We start from the raw sequence: 23,298 nt of genomic DNA on the forward strand, positions 1-23,298 counted from the left end.
GCCCCCTCTCGGTGTGTTTCGACTATAAAGGAGTAGAATATGGTCACAGTTAAGAGTGTTTTTTGCGGGGAGGAATTAATATTAGAAACAGGGCTTCTAGCCAAACAGGCTCATGGATCTGTAACTTTGCGATTAGGAAATACCACTATATTAGCAACTGTTGTAGCAGCTAAAGAGCCTAATTTGGAATCTGATTTCTTCCCTCTAACAGTTAATTATAATGAAAAATATTATGCAGGCGGTAAAATACCCGGCGGTTTCTTCAAAAGAGAAGCTAAACCTAGAGATAAAGAAATACTTATATCACGTATTATAGATAGACCTTTAAGACCTCTTTTTCCTGAAGGTTTTAGAAATGAGGTACAAATAATACCTACTGTTTTATCTGTAGATACTGATATGCCTACTGATGCTTTGGCTTTGATAGCTTCATCTGCAGCACTTACTATTTCTTGGATACCTTTTGGAGGACCAGTAGCTGCTGTTAGAATAGGATACAAAAATGGCGAATATATAATAAATCCTAAAAACAGCGAACTTCCTTCAAGTGAATTAGATATTATTGTAGCCGGAAGTAAAGATGCTATTTTAATGATAGAAGGAGAAGCAAAAGAAGTTTCTGAAGAAGTATTCATCGGTGCCATAGAACTAGCTCATAAAGAAATGCAGAAATATATAGATATGCAAAATGAAATGGCTTCTCTTTGCGGCACTCAGAAAATAGAACAGGAACTATTTGAATATGATGCCGATTTAGTAAAAACAGTTACTGAATATGGAAGAGCTAAAATAGAAGCTGCTAACTATAACCCTGATAAAACTAAAAGAAACGAAAGCATGGATAATGCTTTTAATGAAATAGAAGAGTATATAAAAACTACAACTGATGATGAAAAATTAATATCTCAGGTAAAAGGAATATGTCATACTATAGAAGAGGAAATAGTACGTGAGGCTATAGTAGAAAAATCTATGCGTCCGGACGGAAGAGCTTTAGATGAAATAAGACCTATAAGCACTATGATAAACTTAATTCCTAGAGTACATGGTTCTGCTCTTTTCACACGAGGTCAAACTCAGTGTTTATCTATAGTTACATTGGGAAGTGAAAAAGATGCCCAATTAATGGACGATATATACGGCAAAGAAAATAAAACTTTTATGCTTCATTATAATTTCCCTCCTTTCTCTGTAGGGGAAGTAGGACGCTACGGAGCTCCCGGAAGAAGAGAAATTGGTCATGGTAACTTAGCAGAACGCTCATTTAATGCTGTACTTCCTTCTAAAGAAAAATTCCCATATACTGTAAGAGTTGTTGCTGAAATTTTAGAAAGTAATGGTTCTTCTTCAATGGCTACAATATGTGCTTCTACTATGTCTTTATTATCCGCTGGTGTACCTCTTAATGCAAGCGTTGCCGGTATTGCTATGGGACTTGCCACATACAAGGACGGATACAAAATACTTACTGACATACAGGGTGTAGAAGACCATTTAGGAGATATGGATTTTAAAGTGGCTGGAACACGTAAAGGTATAACAGCTTTCCAATTAGATATTAAACTTACTGGCATATCTGCTCAAATATTAAAAGAAGCATTAGAGCAGGCTAAAAAAGCTAGATATTTTATACTTGATATAATTGATTCTACAATATCAAATGCCGGAGAAATATCAGATTTTGCCCCTAAATATAAAACTATGGAAGTTAATCCAGAAAAAATTAGAGTATTAATAGGTCCCGGAGGAAAAAATATAAAATCCATAATAGAAGAAACTGGAAGCGATGTGGATATACAAGACAGCGGAATAGTTAATATATTTGCCCCCGATACTCCTACCCTTGATAAAACCATAAAACTTATTAATTCTTATGTCAAAGATCCAGAAATCGGAGAAGTATATGACGGAGTTGTAAAAGATATCAAAGATTTCGGAGCTTTTATAGAAATACTTCCGGGAGTTGAGGGACTCTGTCATATATCTGAATTAGCATATAAGCATGTTATGAATGTTGAAGAAGTTTTAAAAATAGGTGATGAAGTAAAAGTAAAAATTATAGATATAAAAGGCGGAAAATATTCTCTAAGCAGAAGAGCTTTGCTTGAAAAACCTGCTGATTATGTAGAAGAAGATCATGCAAGAAAAGAAAGAAAGCATGACAAACATGACAGAAAAAAAAGATTTTAATAATTTTTAATTGATAATTAAGACCGTTATTTTTTATGACGGTCTTTTTTATGTTTTTGTATATACTATATAATCAAATTTTTACAAAAATAAATTGTTTAAATAGAAAATATTTATATCACACAAATTATTTTATAATAGCAGAGAGTAATATGTACATCTTGATAAATTTTAGCATAAAACTAGATTAACTTTATTTTTATACAAAAAAGTTTATTATACCATAATAAAAACAAAATATTATTATTTATAAGCATACTATAATCAATCAAAGTCAGTGTGCATAATTAAATGTACACATTTCAAACATTCAAATAAATATCTCTAAAATACTCCTTTCAAATCCTCAATATATTCTTTTACGTAATCTTCATCATTTTCAGAATATATAATTATTTTATCTAATAAATTTCTTCCTTTTAATTCTTCATAGTCAACATAAGAAATAAATTTACAAAAATCATCACAACGATTTGGATAATACTCCTACTGCCAAAATAAATATTTGTATGTTAAAAATCAAATTGTTCAGCTGCTTTTACATTAATGACTATATGGCTTTTATATCGTCTTCAAAATTAAAATAGTATAATAGACTAAATCTGTTTATTTTTCACAGAATTTGCATAATGATTTTTTATTCAAAAAAATTCTTTAACATTATTATCATCAACATATTTAAATTAAGGCATATTATAAAATATTTAATGCTCATTTTTTACTCATAACACTTTATGTATAAAAATAATTTTTATTATGTAGAGCTGTCTTCATTAGTGTAAATGCTCCAAGTATTATCCGGAAGCTGATAATAACTATTTTCTATAAGTTTTTGTATATTTCTTCTGTATAGAGCAGTTTCTACTTCTTTGATATTTGCCATAGTAAGTTTTGGATCTGAAAGTATTAAATATTCGGCTATAGTTCTTCTGTCGGTATTTTCTTTTTCCATTATCTCTTTTATATATTTTACTCTCTCTTCACTGTATACAGTTTTTGGTTTTGAAACATCAAAGGCTATATAAGACAAATATCCGCCGTTATTTTCTCCTATATAATAATTAGTTTTATAGAGATTTATTTCATCTTGATTGAACATACTTCTTATGAGGGCTTCTTTATATTCTATTGCAAGTTCATCAGAAACATTTGTACTCACCATAATAAGATTCAAATCCTCATCGCTTGAGAGAGTAGATATTTGATAAGCACTCTCGTCTATCTGTCTGTATCTTCCCAAAACCTGAGCCTCTATCAAAGTTTTACCTCCAAGTACACGCATCTCAGGCTCCTGAACTAATATAAGTTTAGAACAGCTTGTAAAAACCATCACAACAAAAGAAATAAATATTATACTATAAACTTTCATCTTCTCTACTCCCTATAAATTAATTACCTTCTAAATATGATATTACATCAGAAAACGGCATAGGCTCAAGACCGAATTTATCACCTTCAAATGCTATTAACTGCTGCTTCTGCTGACTCTCTTTATCTAAATTTTGATCTCTGAAATAGAATGTAGTAAATACCTTATTTGCAGATATACTAAACTCTACCGAATTAGGATCATACCCAAACTGTACTATATTTTCTACAGTAGATATACCCGGGTTCATAGGACGTATCATCTCTATTAAGAATTTGGAAAACTCTGTAGACATCTTACTTATACCCACAAAAAATGTAGTAGGTCTTATATTATTTAAAGGACTTACTCCCACACCTGCAATATCGGCTGTAAGATTAACAAGTAATTTTTCATCATTAATTTTTTCTCTGTTTTCAGGTGCAAGCAAATATTTGAAGTTTATATCACTTGCCAAAACACGCATATCATATTTAATACTGCTTGTATCAAAACTTCCCAAATCTACATTAAGCCAAGGCAAATGTATAGCACCTCTTCTAGGGGCTGTATTATTAGATATAGAAGCTAAAAATAAATTGTCATCAAATTTTTCTCCGCCTATATAAAGAGAAGATTTTAAATCCTGAATGGTAAGTCCATGACCTTGTATCTTAACAAATGAAGAAAAATCTCTTATTCTTATACTGTCATCTACAAAAGGAGGAATTTTTAAATATACTCTCAACTGCTCAAAAAATAAATTAGGCACTTGAGTAATAAGAGGAGTATATCTTGCTGCTGTTGCCTCAGGCTCATTTTCTGTAGGGGTTAAATCAAAATGATAGTCTATATTAGAAGTTAAGCCCTTTAATACTATTGACATTTTATCTGGAGAATCCATATTGGCAAAGAATTTATCAGTTTTAAAAATACCGTCAGCAATATTTCTTTTTAAATTACCTTTTACATTAAATAATCCTCCTATCTCTATACCGAAAGGAAGATATAAACTGTCTGTATCAAGTCCCACTTCATAATTCAAATCAGAATTTTTTATTACAGGTGTAAAATACCCGTCTGCATATACTTTTAATTTGTTAGTAGGGCTTTGTAAATTAAACTCTCTTATATCAACGTATAAATTCTCACCAAAATTGACATCGGCATCTATTTTCATAGTAACGTCTTGAAGTTTGTACTGTTTTTCTGTGGCATAAAATGTACTGAAATTTGTAACTGTAACAAAAGTATCTTCTAATGACAAATCATACCCCAAAGAACTAGTCATTTTTAAATCATCTTCAAAAGGAAGACTATCCAATGCTTCTGCAAACTTTGTAGAAAGCCAGTTTTTCATAGCATAAGGAGCTATTCTAAATGTAGATATATTAACAAAACCTCCCTCTAATCCCATGCCTTTTAAATCAAGATTAGACCTAAAATTAAGAAAATTATCCAAATCTAAATTAAGAGCAGAAACATTTATTTTCTGTGTAAGCAAATCAGCATTCGCAAGTACATTAACTTTAGCAGTAGCAGTAGATGAAACTTCTCCAGATAAGTTATAAGAAAAGTTATTTATAATTCCATTAACTGAAGCATTTATATCATTTATCATCTTTCCAAAGACATTAACATCTAAATTTAAAGAGCCTCTAGCAAGTCCTCCAGAAAAATTAGCTATAGGAAGAGATTTTACTGTTATGTTAACATCAGTAGGATCATCAAATTTTACAGCTCCGTTTACTATAATATCTGAATTAATATATTTAGTTGATATATTATCTATATAAAGCACAGTATCGCTTTTTTTATTAGGATCGCTTATAGCAGAAGCAACTCCTAAAGCACCGTCTAAAGATGATAAAACCCTAAACGATATGTCTGTATTATTTACTCTGTATATTTTTAATGCAGTTACCTTATCTATAGTTGTATTATGTTCAAGTTTTATATCTTCTCTTGTTATATTATCAGGACTAAATCTGAAACCCAATTTTGTTTTTGAATTTAGATTATCTACAGAAATAGTATCTCCCATAGAAAGTTTTATTTTATCCAAAGATATATTTATAGTATTGGTTAAATCATTTATAGTACCTATAGTTTTATCAGCATCAACATTAACCATTCCTCCTACATTTATACCCAAATCAGGAACAATCATAGGAACTAAAGTATTAACTTTATCTAAATTTATCCTAGCATATAATGTGTCCAAATTAACACCTATATTGCTTGAAAATATTTGATTGGCTGATGCTATAACCTTTAATATCTCATCATTTAAAAGTTCTGATGAAAGATTTTCTAAATATACACTTTGAGTTTTTACATTATATCTTGCAAATAAATGGGCAGATGCCTGAATATCATCTCTTTTTTTTCCGTTATAAGTAAAATTAGGCTCATCTATTTCAAAATCAAATCTTATTATTATTTCATCTTCACTAAAGCCTTCTTCTTTTTTAGGGTATGATATATCCAAATTAAATAAAGGATTATCATTAAATAAAATACTGCTGTCATTATACGCCAAACTACTACTTATAAAACTTTTTAAATAAATATCTTTCAAAACTTCAGGGGCATTAACTCCCATAACCTGAGACAATGAAAATCTTTTGCTATGTAAATCCAAATGAAGATTATAATTACTTAAACTCGCTATTAATCCGTTATTAGGTTCGTTAGTTAAAAATGATTTGCTGTCAGCTTTAAAAGCAAGATTATTTATTCTTATATTTTCTATATTAGCTTTTAATTTGAGAAAATCTAATTTGCTCATATCAAAAGGCTCTTTATTGGTATCTTCTATTTTTGGTTCTGAAGGCGGCAGGTCTGGAAGATTCCAATTACCGCTTTCATCTGTAAACATATACACATACAAATTATCAATACTAAACTCTTTTATATGAAGTTTTAATAAGAACAAAGAAAATAATGAGAATCTTAATCTTAAATTATCTATTTTTATATTTTCTTCATTATTAAAATTAGATGAATTATAAAGTACAACATCGCTAAGCTCTATTTTAGGAAAAAGCAAAGCGTAATTAAAATCGCCTATTTCTAATTTTCTATCTGTAGAAGAATAAACTATATCCTCAATAAGATTCTTTACTCTTTCATTATTAAAATATATTCTAGCCCCTATAACACCGACAATAAGTATAATAAGAATTATTAAAGGTATATATCTTTTTTTGAACTTTCTTTTTTTCTTCTTATTATCATCAGAATCATTTTCAGGCAAAACTTCAGATTTTTCTTTCTTCTTAAAAAAATTTTTTATCATATAAAAACCATCTTTTAAATAAAATTTTACATGTATATAAAACAAATTTACACTTATAAAGTAGTATATTACATAATATATTCTTTATCAATACCTAAATTAATTTTCATAATAATATTCACTATTATTATATTCATTAGTCTCAATATAATTGTTGGTTTTTTCTTCGCTGCTGTAATAGTAATAATCTGAATTATAATCTTCAGGTCTTATTATTATAACATTATTAGTATTATTAAAATTACTTTCAAGATTCTCTTCAAACTGCTCTTCTGTAACATTATTTTCATAATAATTATTGCTGTAATTATAATAATCAGTTTCATAAGCATTTGTATTATTATATAAGTCATCATAATATCCGTAATTATAATCGCCGCTTATCTCATTAGAAATGCTCATACTAAACTCATAATTTCTAGCCTTTGAAGAGCCTTTAATCCATTTTTCTTTAGTTAAATCTCTTTCAAATATAAGATAATACCTTCCCTGAGACAAACTTATAATCTGTTCATCATCTGTCTGAGGCATAGAAGCTATTTTACCCAAAGTATCATTTGAAATACTTATATTGATAGCCTGAGAATCTATAAGAAAATATGAAAGTTTTACACTTGATTTTATAGGTACACTGAAATTATAATAATCTCTGTCATATGAATAGTCAATCGCCCCTTTATAAGTTTGATTAAACTCTATAGTCTGTGCTTCTGAGGGTTTATTATTAGGTTCATGCTCTGTATATTTATCGAATGGTTTTGCTATAATGCTTACTCTATATGGTATATTTATAACGGCATTTGTAGCTGCCAATATAAAATAATATGACATATAAGGATATAGTATTAATTTATCAACTGTTTCACCGTCTCCAGTATTATTAATATCTTTCATTGTTATCCAGTTTCCTTTTTGATCATAAAGCCTTATACTAGCATCAATGGCTGGAACGCCTGAAAGCTCTATAGAAATAGAATATGTATTAAATGAACTATTTGTTATTTTATAAGCGTCTATCTCCATATTTTTTAAATCACCTGTTTTTAGAGTAGGGTTAAAAGTCTGGCTGTAATATCCGTCTATAGTATAAAGTCGGTTGTCGCTATTAACATCTATAATCTGTGCTGATGAAATTTTATCATTAGGCTCTTTTTCATCAGTTTCTTTATAATCTCTTTTTTCTACTATCAAAGTATAATCAATATTTTCTTTTACTGTCTCTTTAGGAGATACAGATATATAATATTTATTTTCTTCATTATTTTGAGAGTAAGGAAGATATATATCTCTCATGACTTGATAGGAATATATATTTTCATTTGTTTCAGAAGAAGTATTTGTAATACTTCCTTCATTAGTAGTATTTTCATTAAGATAATTAATTTCTTCTGGTTCATTTATTATTTTTATAATATTAGTATTATAATCATACAGCGTCATAATAACTGGAGAGTATGTAGAATTAGATATATAAAAATTAGCTGTTTTTGTATTATCATCTATAGTAAAGTAATAATAATCAGTATTAAGTCCTTCAATCTGCCCTATAATTCCATCTTTATTTATTTTTTGAGCACTGTCAAAAGACTTATTATTATAAGATTTTTTTTCAAGCTTATATTTCTGAGCATTGCACGAAAAAAGAATAAATAATAATATTATAACAGCAGTAACATTTCTCATTTTATATCATACCTCATTATTAATGAACTATAAAATCATTATACATTATTATGTAATAAAAAGATACCAATATAAATAAAAAGATGTTAAAAAAATAATATTTGCTATTGACATTTTTTTGTATGCATGCTATTATTCTTTTACGTTTTCAAATTAATATGGGTAGGTGGCCGAGCAGTCAATGGCAGCAGACTGTAAATCTGCCGACGTGAGTCTACGGGGGTGCGAATCCCTCCCTGCCCACATTCTTTTTATGAATACTTTTCTTAAATTAAAGAGGTCTTAATTTTGGCTATAGAATTTAACAACGAATATATATCTATAGTTATGGAAGCTAATCTTTCAGCTCCTGAAGAAATTAAACAGTTCGTTGAAGACTCAGAAGAAGCCTGCAATATTAGAATGCCTTTAGTTGTTCTTGATATGAAAAATGTTAAAGAAATAAACAGTGCTGGAATAGCTAAAATGCTTAAATTATACAAAAGTCTTCAGTCTCTAAAAGTTAAGCTATTTATGACTAATGTAGATGAAGCTATATCGCCTACTCTTAAAAGCCTAATGATATTTAGTTTAATCAAATACTTTGAAAATCCTAAAGATTTTACCCTATAAATTAAATAATATTTCTTAGTTAAAAATAGATTTTAATAATCTACTTGTTTCAAAATTTATAAATTTTTAATTTAATATTTTTAAGTTGGTGTTTCGCAAAAAACAACTTATTTTGCCGACACTCTGCGTGCCGTAGGCAAAGCACCTACTTGGTGGACGCTGTCCGAAGTGGTGTGGCACAGGCGAAGCCCACATTCGATAAAGACCGTATGTTTATATACTATAATAATAATTTATACAACATATAAAAAATTGTTTTTATGATTGATAAATTGTTAAATTTTTATATATAATCTTGTCAAGTAATTTTGAAACAAGTTTATTAAATAAATTTAATCAATAAAATTTAAACATTGCTCTATTAAGAATAGAACTCTTATTTTTTATCCCTAAATTATCAATACCAAGTATACTAAGAAGCAAATGCCTCACATTATTTATTTTGTTTCTATTAAAATTACCCGCACAAGTAGCACAATAAACATATAAATTATTTAATCTTTTGGTCTTTAATTTTTCTATAAATCCAGAAGCTATTTCTTTTTCATTAACTATAGCACAGCCTCCTAATCCGCAGCAATTAATATCATTTATATCTTTTATAACTATATCACCATCTATAATATTTAACATAGAGTTCTTTATATGTTTTGTTTTTTTATCAGGGCAAGGTATGAATAAATTAATTTCCTCATCAAGATTTAAATGGAATTTTAAACCAAGCTCATTAAGTTTTTCATATATGCTTATAATTCTAATACTATTTATCCTAGGACTTAAAAAATAATAACAGTTAGGACATAATGTTACTATCTCTTTTATTCCATATGAAATCATTCTATCTTCAAGTTTTTTAATAATAATCTCTTCATCTATTCCAAGTTCAGCTATAGGTTTACCGCAGCAGTCAAATACAGAACCTATATTATATTCTTCTTTAAACTTCTTTAATATATATCTCAAAGCATCTGGATAAAATGATGAAAAATTACAGCCTGAAAATATTACAGATTCGCTTATAACATTTTTATAATTTTTAAAAATATAATCAGTTTTTTCAAGCATAAGAAATTTATATTTTTTCTCTATTTCTTTTTTATTTTTTATATCAGAGTTTATTTTATTTATCCTCATACACATAGATATTTTATTTCCGTCTATATCCTTAGGACAAACTATATTACAGTCATTGCATAAAAAACAGTTATAAGCTAAATCTTCTCTTCTTGAAAACGCTTCCAAATCTATATTGTACTTAGTTAAAAAACTGCATTTCTTCACGCATTTATTGCAGTGTATGCAGTCTTTTACATTATCAGGCATATGCATAAAAAACTCCTCACTTCATATTATTATATATATCTGCTATTTTTTCTATATCATAACCTTTCCTAAACATATGCTGAAGTTTCTGCATACAGATAATAGTTTTTATAATACCATTTTTCTCAAAACGTCTGGAAGAAGATATTATATAAGAATCAATATATTTGATTGGATAAAGTTTTTTTAATTTTATAGATAATTGATAATCTTCCATAAGTGCTATATCATCAAACATTCCTATACTCATAAATAACTCTTTTTCTATAAATATTCCCTGATCACCGAATGCAATATTTCTAAGTTTTACTCTCAAATTAGAAAAAAATCCGCATATACGCATTAATATTTTATTACTGTCAAATTTTATTTTTAAACATCCTGTTTTATTACCGTTTTTAATAAACTTCTCTATTTTTATTATAACGTCTTTTTCTATAATGCTGTCGGCATGCAGAAATAAAAGTATATTATGTTTACTCTCTAAAGCTCCCCTATTTAACTGTTTAGCCCTTCCTTTTTCACAATGTACTACTTTATAATTACTCATTTCTTTTATTATATTCAAAGTTTTATCTCTGCTTCCTCCATCAGAAAATATAACTTCAAAATCACCTTCCAAAACTTTTAAATCATTTATTAGTCTCTCTATTATATTCTCTTCATTTAAGATTGGTATTATTATAGATACTGACATTTATAAAAGTCCAATATTTTTTAAAAAATTTCCAGTATTTTCTAAAAACACATCTCCATTATTTATTCTCTCACTTAAAGAAAGTAAATCCTCATACTCATCAATATCATGCTTTTTTTCTATAACTGAATATTTAAAATTATTTTTTTCTATAAATAATAAAATGTCTTTCAAAATACCGCTGTCTGCTCTCAATATAATATCATTGTATTTATTCATACCCACAAGATAATATCCGCCGTCAAAACTCTCACCAAATACAAAATCATTATTGCTAAGTATATTAAATGCATTTATGATGTTTTCTTTAGTTATCTCTGGTATATCAGCACCAATTAAAACGCATTTATCATATCCTAAAGATAATACATCTTTAATAGAATTGTATATTTTTTCATTAAGAGTATTACCTTTTTGTTTAATATACTCAACATCATTATTAAATATTTCTTTTAAGATATTAAAATCACCTTCTGGATTATATGATACTATAATATCGATATCATATCCTTTTAATTCTATCATTTCTTTATATATATCTTTTAAAAAACATTTATGAATATCGGCACATTCATCTGGAGTTAATTTTGTCTGAAGCCTTGTTTTTGTTTTTCCAGCCATTGGTATTCTAGTAAATATTATAAAGGCATTTGATTTCATTTAGTGATTACCTTTATCTATTGATTTTTTAGAACATATTAAAATAAGTCCTCCAAGAATAAATACTAGCAGAATAATATTTATACTATTAAGGTTTAATAATTTAGCAGCATGCAAACCATCTCTTATAATAGAAGCAGGAATATATGCAGCACCTTTAGGAGACAATATTATTAGAGTAATTACCAAGAATAATATAAGATTAATAGATGAAAATATTTTAAAATTTTTAAAAATGTTTTTCTTGCTGCTTGCAAATAAGAATATAATAAAAAACAAAGCCCATACAATAAAAAAACATAAACCTACATTAACTCTCATCTCAAGCCATACATTTTTAAACATAATAAAAGCAATTATCATAGCCCATAAGAAAGTATTATAAAGTATAATAAAATATTTCACCTATCAATCCTTTCAATTTTTTAATTATTGTTTTCAGCTATTCTAAAAATAACAGACACTCTTGTTCCATCTGGCGGAAGTACATCTTCTCTGCCGTATCTTCCTATTTTTTTTACTTCAACAGCACCAGTCTCATAAGCAGCATCGCTTGTAATACCAACTGCACAGCTGTCAAGACATAGTATGCAGCCTGTTCTTTTAGCTTTAGCGGCCTCAAAATTTCCGCCGAATCTAATATCCATAGGTCTTTCTTCATCTGATCTTATTATATCTGAAAAAGGAATTTCTTTACCCAAACCGTCCCAAGTAACAAATACATCTAATTTCTGACCATCTACTGTTTTTTCTAATTTCATATCTTCCATAGTAAGATTGTTTCCAGCTACTGCACCTATATCTATTAATGCCTGATAAAATTCTCTCTCATCTGACAAACCTCTCAAAACAGATTTATCTCCATTAGCACCTCTGTCAAACACTATACCATGCCTTGTAGGACTGTTGAAATATTTTGCATTTACTTCGGCAGGAATAATAACCTCTTTTTTCTCAATATCAATAACAACAGGTTCAGCTCCTTCATCTCTAAGTATTACGCTTCCCATAGAGTTAGTAAGTTCTGCACTGCTTACTGATGATGACGCTTGTTTATTTCCGCATGATGATAACATAAACGAGGATAATAAACACAACATAATAATAATTTTTTTGTTCATACATTACTCCTTTTTAATAAAATTAAAATATTTAGCATAAAGTCTCTGAATGTATACATATTCAGAGACTAAATATTTTCATATCATTAGTATATTAAAAAATCACTACACAAAACTCCATATACTCTAAACAGATTTATCATTAATATATTTTCTCTTTAAAAATAATGATAATACAAGCACAAATATTAAAATAATACCTGCAATCAAAAAATATAAATATCTATTATTCTCAGAAACCGCACCTACAGAAGCTATAGTAAAAAAAGATATACCCGGAAGCATAAATAAAAATGTATATAGTGAATATTGTAGAAAACTTATATCCGTTATACCATAAGCAAAATTCTGTATATTGTATGGAAATAAAGGTACTAACCTTGTAATCATCAAAAGGATCATGGCATTTTTATTTCCTTCCTCAAATAAAAGTTTATTTAAATATTTATTTTTCTCTACCAATGGCTTTATAGTATCTTTTAAGAAAAACCTAGCTATTAAAAAAGAAATTACAGCAGCCAAAGTAGCAGAAAAAGAACATAATATTATACCAAGTACAGGACCAAACAGCAATCCAGAAAATAAAGCAAATGTTATACCGGGCAAAGCTAATACAGAACTTCCTATAGCTGTTACTATAATATATATAATAGAAGCCTTAACTATATTATCTCCAAGTATATTTCTAAAATCTTCCAAATTATGTATTTTGTCATGCAGTTTATAATGATGATTTAATATAATAACAGCTATAACTGCTGCCAAAAATATAATAAGTTTTATATATTTAGTTTTTAACTTCATTATTATTTTCAACTTTATCTTCAGCTTTTTGAGTTTTATCTTTTTTATTTTTATATATCTGTCTTAATAAAATTATAAATGCAGATAATGCAAACAATATTAAAAGTCCAGTAACAAATAGTTTGGCACCTCCTGTAAGCATGCCGCCTACATATGAATATACTATTGTAGCAGGAAGCTGTCCTATTCCAGTGGCTATAAAAAAACTTAAAAAATTCATTGGTGTCAATCCTGCAGCATAGCTTACTATATCAAAAGATATAAAAGGAAGAAGCCTAGCTATAAGTACACTTTGTTTTCCATATTTTTCAAAAAATTCATCTATTTGTTTTAATCCAGTCTTGCTTGTAAGTTTTTCAACAAAATCTCTTCCTAATATTCTTGCTATATAAAAACATACTGCCGCTCCCGCCATAGCACTAGACCAAGATAATAATGCCCCAGCCTTCCAGCCGAATAAATTAGCATTTGCAAATGTGAGTAAAAATGCAGGCAAGGGGGCTATTACAGATTGAAGTACCATAAGTATAAATGAAACTGCCATAGCATAATGCCCGTAAGAGGCTACAAATTCCTTTACCACATTAAAATCACCAGATGCAAACATTTTAAATATAGTATTAAGATTACTATTTACTTCTGGTATAAAAAAATAGGAAAGTACTGCAAGCAAAATTATTAATATCAAAATTACTTTTTTTATTATTGATTTTTTATTTGAAACATTTGACTGTTCCATAAAATAAACTCCTAAAAATGATAGAATAATTTTTATTAAAGCCGCACGGACTAATAATTTTTATTTAAGAGGGAATTTATGATTGTTAAAAAACATACAAAATAGTACTTTTTTTAATAAAAGAATAAACATAAGAAAAATCCAGTAAAGTTACTTTATAAGAATGATAACAAAAATAATAAAAATATCAAGTATAAAGCTATTATATATAGCTATATGTATAATTTTTTACAAACTATTGACATTTTACTGTCTAAATTATATTATTAAAATATAACTTTCAAAAAATAATAATAATTAAAGGTATTAATTTTATTATGAATATTTTATCATCATCACAAAATATGCATTTCAAGAATCAATACCACTTTCCTCAGATAATCTAAATACTGCAGGCAGGCTGTCTGTAAAACATCGATATTCTTTTCTTATTTTAATAATATAACAAATATAATTGATTAATTTTTTTTAATCAGTTAATAATAAAAAACTAAAAGGATTTAAACAATGAAAACAAAAGCGTATTCATTAACTTTTTGTGCTATAGGCGTAGCATTAAACATAGTGCTTTCATTCATAGCAAAACACTTAAGTATCCCATTTGTATTTTTTGATGTAATGGGTACAGTATTAAGCGGTGCAGTACTAGGACCATTATACGGAGCAATTACTGGATTTGTTACCAATCTAATTACTTCTATGGTTAATAATCCTGCAGAACTGCCTTATGCTATTGTCAATATGATGATAGGTATAATAACAGGATTTATTTCTATTAAATTCGGATTCAAACTTCCTACAGCTATAATAACAGGTGTAATACTCGCTGTTGCAGCTCCATTAGTAGGAACTCCTATAACAGTAATATTATACGGCGGATTAGCTGGAGGAACTATGGATATTATGACTGGATTCTTAATTCAAAGCGGTCAGAAAATATTTACTTCTGCATTTATACCTAGAATAATATCTAATATCATAGACAAGCCTTTATCTTGTATAATAGCATATATTATAATTTTAAGAATGCCTAGCTCTCTTCTCTCTAAAATAACTACAAATAAAAAATTATTAGCTCAAAAAAATGCTGCTTCTTCAAAAGATGAGGATATAGATAATGAATAGGTCAAAAAAATTGGCTGTATTATCGCATTGCATATTAAATCAAAATGCTGTTGTCAAAGGAGAATACAAGAATATGAATGTATTTTTTTCATTTGTACAAAAGCTATTTGAAAATAATATAGGAATACTTCAGCTTCCATGCCCTGAAACAGAATGTTACGGATTAAAAAGATGGGGACATGTAAAAGAACAATTCAATAACTCCGGATATAAAAAATATGCTAGAGAAACTCTAAATTCATTTGTGAATACTCTTAAAGAATATATTGACAATGGATATGAAATAATAGGAATATACGGAATAGCTGGAAGTCCTAGCTGCGGAGTTAATCTTACATGTTCTGCTGACTGGGAAGGAGAAGTTGGACTTTATAAAGATAAAGAAGATATTACATCAAGAGTAAAAATGATAAATGAAAGCGGTATATTTATGGAAATGTTTAAATCTATACTAAAAGAAAATAATATAAATATACCTTTTTATGATGTTGATGATTATTTAAAAAAATAGATTTTTTATTAACAAAAATATATTGGGGTTTTATTATTAAAGCCCTAATATTAATTTTTTATTTATTAGGAAATTTATAATGAGTAAAGCTGTAGAGTTTAAAAATGTATGTTTTTCATATATTCAAGATGATAATGAAAACTACTTTCTTAACAATATTAATCTCTCTATTGATGAAAACAGTTATTTAGCACTTATTGGAAAAAATGGAAGCGGAAAATCTACATTAATAAAACTTATGTTTGGAATAGAAAAAGCAAATAAAGGCGAAATAAAAATATTTGATATGAATATAAATGAAAAGGCATACGAAATATATAAAATAGCAAGCCTAGTTTTTCAAAATCCTGATGATCAAATAGTAGCAGACACTATAGAACTTGATATTGCTTTTACTATGGAAAATTATTCTATACCAAGCAAAGAAATGCATAAAAGAATAGATGAAGTACTTGAAATAGTGGAACTTTCAAATAAAAGAAAAGATAAAGTACATTCATTATCAGGAGGAGAAAAACAAAGACTATGTATAGCTTCATCTTTGGTATTAAATCCTAAAATACTTGTATTAGATGAACCTACATCTATGCTTGATGCTGAAAATAGAATGAAAGTAATTGAAGTATTAAATAAAATACATTCAATGGGTACTACTATAATTATAGTAACTCATCATATTAATGAAATAGAGCATTGCAATGAGGTTGTATTTATGGATAATGGAAGTGTATCTTTTAAAGGCTCTTCAGATGAATTTGTAAGGGCTTTAATAAAAAATGATGAGTTTCATAAGCTGAATATGCCTATTAATTTTAAGTTGGCTTATGAATTATATAAAAATAAAAATGTATTAATAGATAAAGATATTTTTAACTATAAAAAGGTTTGTGAAAGTTTATGGAAATATGTTTAAAAAACTTAAATGCAGGATACATAATAAGCAAAAAAGAAAAAAAACTAATAACTGAAAATTTAAATGCAGTATTTGAAAGCGGAAAATTTCATTTTTTGGCAGGAGTATCTGGAAGCGGAAAATCTACACTTCTTGAAACTATATGCCTGCTTATAAAAAAAATATCAGGCGAAATATTATTTGATAATAAGAATATAGAAGATAAAAATAATCTAAAAGAGTTTAGACAATCATCTGGAATAATGCTTCAGTACACAGAAAAACAATTTTTTAATAATACAGTAAGAGAAGAAATAACATTTAATCTAAAAAGACAAAAACTTGATAATAAAGAAATTAATAAAAAATTAAAAGAAACTTTGGAAATATTAAATATTGATAAAAAAATATTAAAAGCCTCCCCATTTGAAATAAGCGGCGGACAGAAAAGAACAATAGCACTAGCCTCTATAATAATAACTTCTCCAAAAATATTATTTTTAGATGAACCTACAGCAGGACTTGACTTTGAAAGTAAAAGCACATTCATGAATACTATAAAAAATTTAAATAAAACTTCTAATATTACTATTATACAGTCATCTCATATACTAGATGATATAATAGAATACGGCGATTATGTTTTTATTATTAATAAAAATAAAAAATATATTCAAGGAAAGCCTAAAGATTTATTATTTTCAAAAGATATACTTAAAGAATATAATCTAATAGAACCTGAAATTTTCTTATATATGGAAGAGCTTAAAAAATTAGGAATGAATAATATTGATAATATATCAAATGCTTATGAATTAATACAAAAATTATTTTATTAAAAGAGTATTATTATGACAAAAAGATTTGACCCAAGAACTATTTTTTTATCCACATTATTTTTAGCTGTATCATTAGTAGTAATGAATAAAATAAATCAAACTATATTCTGTGCTTTAGCTATAATTTTGCATGTACTTCTTATAGGAATAAATATTAAAAATATTATAAAAATATTTATAGCATCTATATGGCTTTTACTTTCAATTATATTAATTAATTATTTTTTGATAGGAAGAAATATAGATTATATAGCAAATACAGCTTTCAGATTATTTGGAATTATAATACTTGCAGCAGCAGTTCTATCATCTATGGATATAATGGATATAGGCTTTGCCATAGAAAAAATATTTTATCCTTTGAAATATATAAAAATACCAATAGAAAGCATAAGCATTATAATAGCATTATCATTAAAGTTTATACCATTAATAAAAGATGAAGCTTTAAGAATAAGAAAAGCTCAAAAAGCAAGGGGACTTGATTATCAATTAATGCCCATAGGAGAGAAAATAACTAATTCAGCCAATCTTTTTATACCAATAGTAATTTTGGCAATACAGTCATCAGTAAAAACAGCCGTTGCTATGGAAGTGAGAGGATACAGTGCTCCTTGTGACAAGACAAGATTATATGAATCATTTATCAAAGTAAAAGACATTTTATATATATCATTTAGCATTTTATTTTTAATATTTATTATTTTAGTGAGGCTTAATATAATAAAAATACTAGATAATATCAAACTATAATAAAAAATAAAGGGCTTAAAAAAGCCCTTTATTTATATTTTATATTATTAATTATATCTTCCAATTAGGGAAACGCTTAATAACAGCAGAAATTATATCAGTTTTATAATGCTGCTCTAAATTAACCAGCTTTTGGAACTCACTAAATATAATTTTCACATCATCTTCAGATTCATTTTCTATAAACTTGAGTAAATAAGCCTTATCAAATACCAAATCATATACCACTTTCAAAAGTTTTCTAGCCTGAGCAGATGTTTCTTTTTTATCAACCATTTTAGAGAGATGAGGTATAATGCTAAGAAGTCCTATCATAAGAGAGTTTTTATTTATTTTAATATCCCCCTCTATATCATCATAATACTCACCGTCAAGTATCTTCTGAGCAAAATATACAAATGCCTCTGGATATTCTCTATAATGAAGAAATATATCATCAATAGTCTTAGCAAGCATATCAACTTTACCGTCAGCAAATAATTTATTTACTATAAGATAATTATTTTTTACTTGAGAAGAATAAAGCATTTTTAATATAATATTATAATAATCATCTCTTCTTCCGTCCCAAATAGCTTTTATAAACTTCTCCCTGTAGTTTGAAGAAGGAAGAACCTCATAAATATGAGTATAATCATCAATATCTTTCACTATATCAGAAAGCATAGGTATATCTTTATCAACTGATGACTGACTTCTCAAATATATTGTACTCACTATTCTCTCATCATTATGAGATTTTTTATCTTTAGAAATATTAACAAAATAATCATTCATCTCCCTAGCCTCATCTGAGTTCAAATTAGGAGTATAATTTAAATATTCCATATATATCTGATATCTTTCAAAGAAATTATCAGTTTTATTGAACTTAGACAAACACTCAGCATCATAAGTTTCAGCTTCTTCATTATAAAGGAAAGTATTTTTATCAAACTTAACAGTAGTAGAAGCCCTTACAGATTTTTTAGCACTTTCAAGCCATTTAGTATAAGAAGCCTCTGGAACTACTACAGCTGGTTTTGAAGTCAATTCCTGTTTTAAATCTTTAGTTGTAATAGTTTTTTTATATTTTAAAATAATAGTTAAAAGCTCTGTAGGATTTTCCTCTGCTATTTTTTTTATCTCATTAAGTTTGTATGCCTTATAAACATTAATATCATCAGCAGGAAGCGTAGTAAGAGACTGTATAGCCATATCAAATGTCATCTTTCTTACTTCTTCCTGAGATACAAATTTTATCATCAAAAAGTTTATATCTATAGCTTTAATTTTACCTACCCCGAAGTTTCTATGAATAACATATTTATCAACATCGTATTGTATATATTTTTCAAATATTTCTATACAATCTTTAGGCTTCTTATTTACATTTGCTATAGATGATATTTCTTCTATTTTTTCAAAAAGTGTATGATTAGGATACAATTTTTTATAAACATCTATAAGTCTATGTCTGAAAAATTTAGCCTTTCTATTATTCTGAGCTACTATATCCTGCTCATAATTAAGCAAATTTTTTATAGTTTTCAAAGCATCGCTGTATCTGTTATTTTCAAAATAGTAGAAAAATATTATTTTCCACACATCTATCATTATATTAGAATCAACTAATGCTTTTAATGCATTTTCATGTTTAAGCAAATAATTATAATTATCAGGTTCATACTGAAGAACTTTTTTTATATCGCTTTCGGCATTATCTCTCTCTCTTAAAAGATTTCTTTCAAAAGCTATTTTGTAATAATGCACAGCACTCTTTATATCGCCTGCTGCTTCTTTAGTATGTGCTATTTTTTCAGGAAGTTCTGGGTTTGAAACATCAAAACGTATAAGTCTTTCCCATATTTCTAAAGCCTCAGCTTCCCTATTTGTACTTTGATAATAGCTGGCTAAATATCTTAAAGCATAATCGCTTTCATAATATTCATCTAATATTTTCTGTGCTATAAACTCAACAATATTCCATTTCTTAGCATTTTTAAAAATACCCAAAAGTTTATCCAAACTCATGTCAGAATAATTTGAAATTTTTAAATTTAAAAGCCCGTTTGCATATAACGCAGATATATGATTAGGATTTTTATCTAATTGCAGTTTAGCAGTCTCTATAGCAGCATTAATATCATCAGTATCATTTATTTCATTAATTACAGCAGCCAAATCAAAAAAATATTTAGTTGTATAATTAAGTAATGGTTTTCTAGTAAATGTTTCTTCTGAAAATATATTTTCCAATTTTTGTAGAGCTTCTGACATATTATCACTCCTTATCTAATATTTTTATGTAGTATTGCAGCAAATCCTTATCTATCATAGCCATCTTCCTGCCCCATACCTTAACTTCTTCAATATCAGAATCATTTTGACGCATAATAAGATATGTTGTTAAAAACGCATAAGAAGCTAAAAGTTTAGGTGCTGCTGCCTCTCTCAATTTTAATTTTCTATAGTCAGCTTCAAGCCTAGATATCTTTTTCCTAAGTTCAAATTCTTCTTTTTCACTTAAAGGTCTTTTCACATCCAGTATATTCATAAGCTCGCCGTAGGCACTCATCCAAAGTATGATCTCCTCCTGACTATTATTATGAATGCCTCTTTTTATTATTATATCTCTTATTTCTCTTACTACTTCAATGCTTATATTTTCAAACTCTATACTTAAAGGATCATAAAATAAAGCCTCTCTTATATATAATTTGCATTTCTTTTCATCGCCTAGTATATCATAAATCATAGCAATAAAACTAAGAGTCTTTGAATTATAAGGCTCTATTGTATTTAAATATTCATAAGATTTTAATGCCCTAGAATAATCCTTTAACTCTATAAAAGCATTTGAAAGTAAATGTAACTCCTCCGTGCCTTCAATATCATCAGTGCTTTTCTGCATTATTAAGTCTATTGTTTTATTATAAACATAATAATGTATAGCATTAACCGCCATAAGACTCTCATCGTAAGATTTAGTATGTATGAATATACTAAACTTCTTGTATGTAGAATCTAAAAGTCTGCAATACTCTATACAATTTCTCTCTACGATTTTAAACTTATCAAGCCTATTAATCCAAAATTTCACACAGGATATATTCTCATATAGATTAACACATTCAAAGTCCATAGACATAATCTTATCAAAATCTTCCATAGACTCCTCAAATAATCCGTTTTTTAATTTACTTTCTATAACATTAAAAATATCCTTAACAGACTCCTTCCTAGAAAATAATTCTTCTTCCATTATATTTTATATAAACTACTCCCTTAAAGTTAAAAAACGTACAGAGATATATACGTATATTTATATAATATAATCAAATAAGGCTAAATTGTCAAGTAAAAATAATACCTGCATATTTCAAAATAATAAAAAATATATTAAAAAAACTATAATTATTTTTATACTATGATAATTTACTAAATATCAGTGTTACTATATGCAATTTCCCCAGATTTAAAAACAATACTGCATAAATTATTATCCAAAGTATAGAGTAAGAAGTTTAATTTTTTGGTATTCCATATAATAATATCAGCCTTTTTACCAACTTCAATAGTACCTATCTCTTTTCCTCTGTTAATAGCACATGCGGCATTAATTGTAGAAGCATTTAATATTTCTTCAGGCTTTAATCTATATATTAAATATGCTAATTTCATAATAAACTGCATATTAAAACAAGTACTTGAACCGGGGTTATAATCAGAAGCTATAGCAATAGGTATACCCTTTTCTACCATATATCTAGCCCTAGCATAAGGCATTCCTAAATAAAAAGAAGCATTCGGAAGAAGTACCGCTATTACACCTTGTTTTTTTATAACATCCATACATCTGTCATCAGCCATTATCAAATGCTCAGCACTTACAGCCTTAAATCTCGCTGCCAAATAAGAACCTCCGCTAGTTTCAAGCTGATCCGAATGTATTTTAAGTTTTAAATTATGCTTTCTGGCAGCATCTAAAATATTATGACTCTCCTCCATATTAAGTCCGCAGTTCTCACAAAATACATCGCAGAACTCTGCAAGTCCAAGCTTTACAATCTTTGGTATCATTTCATTGCATATTAAATTAACATATCCGGCTCTGTCATTTTTATATTCATCAGGCACAACATGCCCTCCCATAAACGTAGAAACTATATCTATTTTATGGTTTTCATTTAATTTCTTCATAACATTTAATATCTTTATCTCATCTTTAACTGTTAAACCATAACCGCTTTTACCTTCAACAGTAGTAGTTCCATATTTTATCATACTGTCAAGTATTGGAACTGATTTTTTATAAAGTGCATTTTCTGTCTGAAGTCTTGTATCTTTTACAGTAGACAATATACCATATCCAGCCTTTATTATATCAGAATATCCCATATGACCTGTAACTATATCATACATCTCATCTTCACGGCTTCCTCCGTATACAAAATGAGTATGACAATCTACTAAACCAGATGTAGCTAAAGCACCATTGGCATTAATAGTTTTTCTAGCCTTTTCATTAGGAGTTTCTCCTATATATTCTATAATACCGTTTTTTATACCTATGCAAATATTATTATATACTTTTACTTTTCCCTGATTTTTACCGTATAATGGACTGCTGCCTTCAGCAGTTACTAATGTTCCTATATTTTTTATAATGATATCTAACATATATAATTACCGCCATACTAATAGTATAATAATAATTA

General features: G+C 27.6%; 20 protein-coding genes and 1 tRNA gene. 8 read left to right on the top strand and 13 right to left on the bottom strand.

Annotation, left to right across the window (positions count from 1 at the left end; genetic code table 11):
• Window positions 1-39: 39 nt before the first annotated feature.
• Window positions 40-2,190 carry a polyribonucleotide nucleotidyltransferase gene (gene pnp, locus BMUR_RS03205; RefSeq protein WP_013113162.1) on the top strand — a complete coding sequence of 717 codons (2,151 nt, stop codon included), beginning with the start codon at window positions 40-42 and terminating at the stop codon, window positions 2,188-2,190.
• A gap of 754 nt (window positions 2,191-2,944) precedes the next feature.
• On the opposite strand, the gene BMUR_RS03210 is transcribed toward pnp, so the two are convergent.
• From BMUR_RS03210 to BMUR_RS03220, 3 genes are all read right to left on the bottom strand, one after another.
• Entirely contained in the window at window positions 2,945-3,559 is a 615-nt protein-coding gene (locus tag BMUR_RS03210) for a hypothetical protein (RefSeq protein WP_013113163.1), read from the bottom strand.
• Between the two features lie 19 nt (window positions 3,560-3,578).
• Window positions 3,579-6,839 (bottom strand): AsmA family protein, encoded by a 3,261-nt coding sequence (locus tag BMUR_RS03215; protein ID WP_013113164.1) that lies wholly within the window; start codon window positions 6,837-6,839, stop codon window positions 3,579-3,581.
• 99 nt (window positions 6,840-6,938) lie between these two features.
• Complete coding sequence (locus tag BMUR_RS03220) at window positions 6,939-8,522, bottom strand: hypothetical protein (protein ID WP_013113165.1); 1,584 nt, start codon at window positions 8,520-8,522, stop codon at window positions 6,939-6,941.
• A gap of 160 nt (window positions 8,523-8,682) precedes the next feature.
• Here BMUR_RS03220 and BMUR_RS03225 point away from each other — a divergent pair.
• A tRNA-Tyr gene (locus tag BMUR_RS03225) sits at window positions 8,683-8,765 on the top strand.
• A 45-nt stretch (window positions 8,766-8,810) separates the two neighbouring features.
• Complete coding sequence (locus BMUR_RS03230; RefSeq protein ID WP_013113166.1) at window positions 8,811-9,134, top strand: STAS domain-containing protein; 324 nt, start codon at window positions 8,811-8,813, stop codon at window positions 9,132-9,134.
• Window positions 9,135-9,470: 336 nt separating this feature from the next.
• On the opposite strand, the gene BMUR_RS03235 is transcribed toward BMUR_RS03230, so the two are convergent.
• The 7 genes from BMUR_RS03235 to BMUR_RS03265 form a co-directional block, all read right to left on the bottom strand.
• Window positions 9,471-10,457, bottom strand: coding sequence for a (Fe-S)-binding protein (locus BMUR_RS03235; RefSeq protein ID WP_041750053.1), 987 nt, complete (start codon window positions 10,455-10,457; stop codon window positions 9,471-9,473).
• Window positions 10,458-10,473: 16 nt separating this feature from the next.
• The gene (locus tag BMUR_RS03240) at window positions 10,474-11,154 is read right to left on the bottom strand and encodes a TIGR04283 family arsenosugar biosynthesis glycosyltransferase (RefSeq protein ID WP_013113168.1); all 681 of its coding nucleotides are present in this window, start codon (window positions 11,152-11,154) and stop codon (window positions 10,474-10,476) included.
• Complete coding sequence (locus tag BMUR_RS03245; protein WP_013113169.1) at window positions 11,155-11,814, bottom strand: TIGR04282 family arsenosugar biosynthesis glycosyltransferase; 660 nt, start codon at window positions 11,812-11,814, stop codon at window positions 11,155-11,157. It abuts the gene before it with no gap.
• Window positions 11,815-12,219, bottom strand: coding sequence for a hypothetical protein (locus BMUR_RS03250; protein WP_013113170.1), 405 nt, complete (start codon window positions 12,217-12,219; stop codon window positions 11,815-11,817).
• A 20-nt stretch (window positions 12,220-12,239) separates the two neighbouring features.
• Entirely contained in the window at window positions 12,240-12,935 is a 696-nt protein-coding gene (locus tag BMUR_RS03255; protein WP_013113171.1) for a YdjY domain-containing protein, read from the bottom strand.
• 126 nt (window positions 12,936-13,061) lie between these two features.
• Entirely contained in the window at window positions 13,062-13,739 is a 678-nt protein-coding gene (locus BMUR_RS03260; protein WP_013113172.1) for a TVP38/TMEM64 family protein, read from the bottom strand.
• On the bottom strand, window positions 13,723-14,478 hold the full coding sequence (locus BMUR_RS03265) for a TVP38/TMEM64 family protein (RefSeq protein WP_013113173.1): 756 nt from the start codon (window positions 14,476-14,478) through the stop codon (window positions 13,723-13,725). The genes BMUR_RS03260 and BMUR_RS03265 overlap by 17 nt, the downstream gene beginning before the upstream one ends.
• Window positions 14,479-14,985: 507 nt before the next feature.
• Here BMUR_RS03265 and BMUR_RS03270 point away from each other — a divergent pair.
• The 5 genes from BMUR_RS03270 to BMUR_RS03290 all read left to right on the top strand — a co-directional run bounded on the left by BMUR_RS03270 (window position 14,986) and on the right by BMUR_RS03290 (window position 18,598).
• Window positions 14,986-15,603, top strand: coding sequence for a CD3073 family putative ECF transporter S component (locus tag BMUR_RS03270; protein WP_013113174.1), 618 nt, complete (start codon window positions 14,986-14,988; stop codon window positions 15,601-15,603).
• Window positions 15,596-16,114 carry a CD3072 family TudS-related putative desulfidase gene (locus BMUR_RS03275; protein ID WP_013113175.1) on the top strand — a complete coding sequence of 173 codons (519 nt, stop codon included), beginning with the start codon at window positions 15,596-15,598 and terminating at the stop codon, window positions 16,112-16,114. The genes BMUR_RS03270 and BMUR_RS03275 overlap by 8 nt, the downstream gene beginning before the upstream one ends.
• Before the next feature lie 79 nt (window positions 16,115-16,193).
• Entirely contained in the window at window positions 16,194-17,027 is an 834-nt protein-coding gene (locus BMUR_RS03280) for an energy-coupling factor ABC transporter ATP-binding protein (protein ID WP_013113176.1), read from the top strand.
• On the top strand, window positions 17,012-17,845 hold the full coding sequence (locus BMUR_RS03285) for an ATP-binding cassette domain-containing protein (protein WP_013113177.1): 834 nt from the start codon (window positions 17,012-17,014) through the stop codon (window positions 17,843-17,845). The genes BMUR_RS03280 and BMUR_RS03285 overlap by 16 nt, the downstream gene beginning before the upstream one ends.
• Window positions 17,846-17,857: 12 nt before the next feature.
• Window positions 17,858-18,598, top strand: coding sequence for an energy-coupling factor transporter transmembrane component T family protein (locus BMUR_RS03290; protein ID WP_013113178.1), 741 nt, complete (start codon window positions 17,858-17,860; stop codon window positions 18,596-18,598).
• Between the two features lie 51 nt (window positions 18,599-18,649).
• Here the strand turns inward: BMUR_RS03290 and BMUR_RS03295 are convergent, their stop codons facing one another.
• From BMUR_RS03295 to hutI, 3 genes are all read right to left on the bottom strand, one after another.
• Window positions 18,650-20,857: a transcript cleavage factor gene (locus tag BMUR_RS03295; RefSeq protein ID WP_013113179.1), complete on the bottom strand. Its 2,208-nt coding sequence runs from the start codon at window positions 20,855-20,857 to the stop codon at window positions 18,650-18,652.
• A 4-nt stretch (window positions 20,858-20,861) separates the two neighbouring features.
• A complete protein-coding gene (locus BMUR_RS03300) occupies window positions 20,862-21,842 on the bottom strand; it encodes a tetratricopeptide repeat protein (protein ID WP_013113180.1) in 981 nt (326 codons plus the stop codon).
• Between the two features lie 176 nt (window positions 21,843-22,018).
• Window positions 22,019-23,260: an imidazolonepropionase gene (hutI, locus tag BMUR_RS03305; RefSeq protein ID WP_013113181.1), complete on the bottom strand. Its 1,242-nt coding sequence runs from the start codon at window positions 23,258-23,260 to the stop codon at window positions 22,019-22,021.
• Between the last annotated feature and the right edge of the window lie 38 nt (window positions 23,261-23,298).

Origin of the sequence: Brachyspira murdochii DSM 12563 (genome assembly GCF_000092845.1) — a bacterium.
Lineage (GTDB): Bacteria > Spirochaetota > Brachyspiria > Brachyspirales > Brachyspiraceae > Brachyspira > Brachyspira murdochii.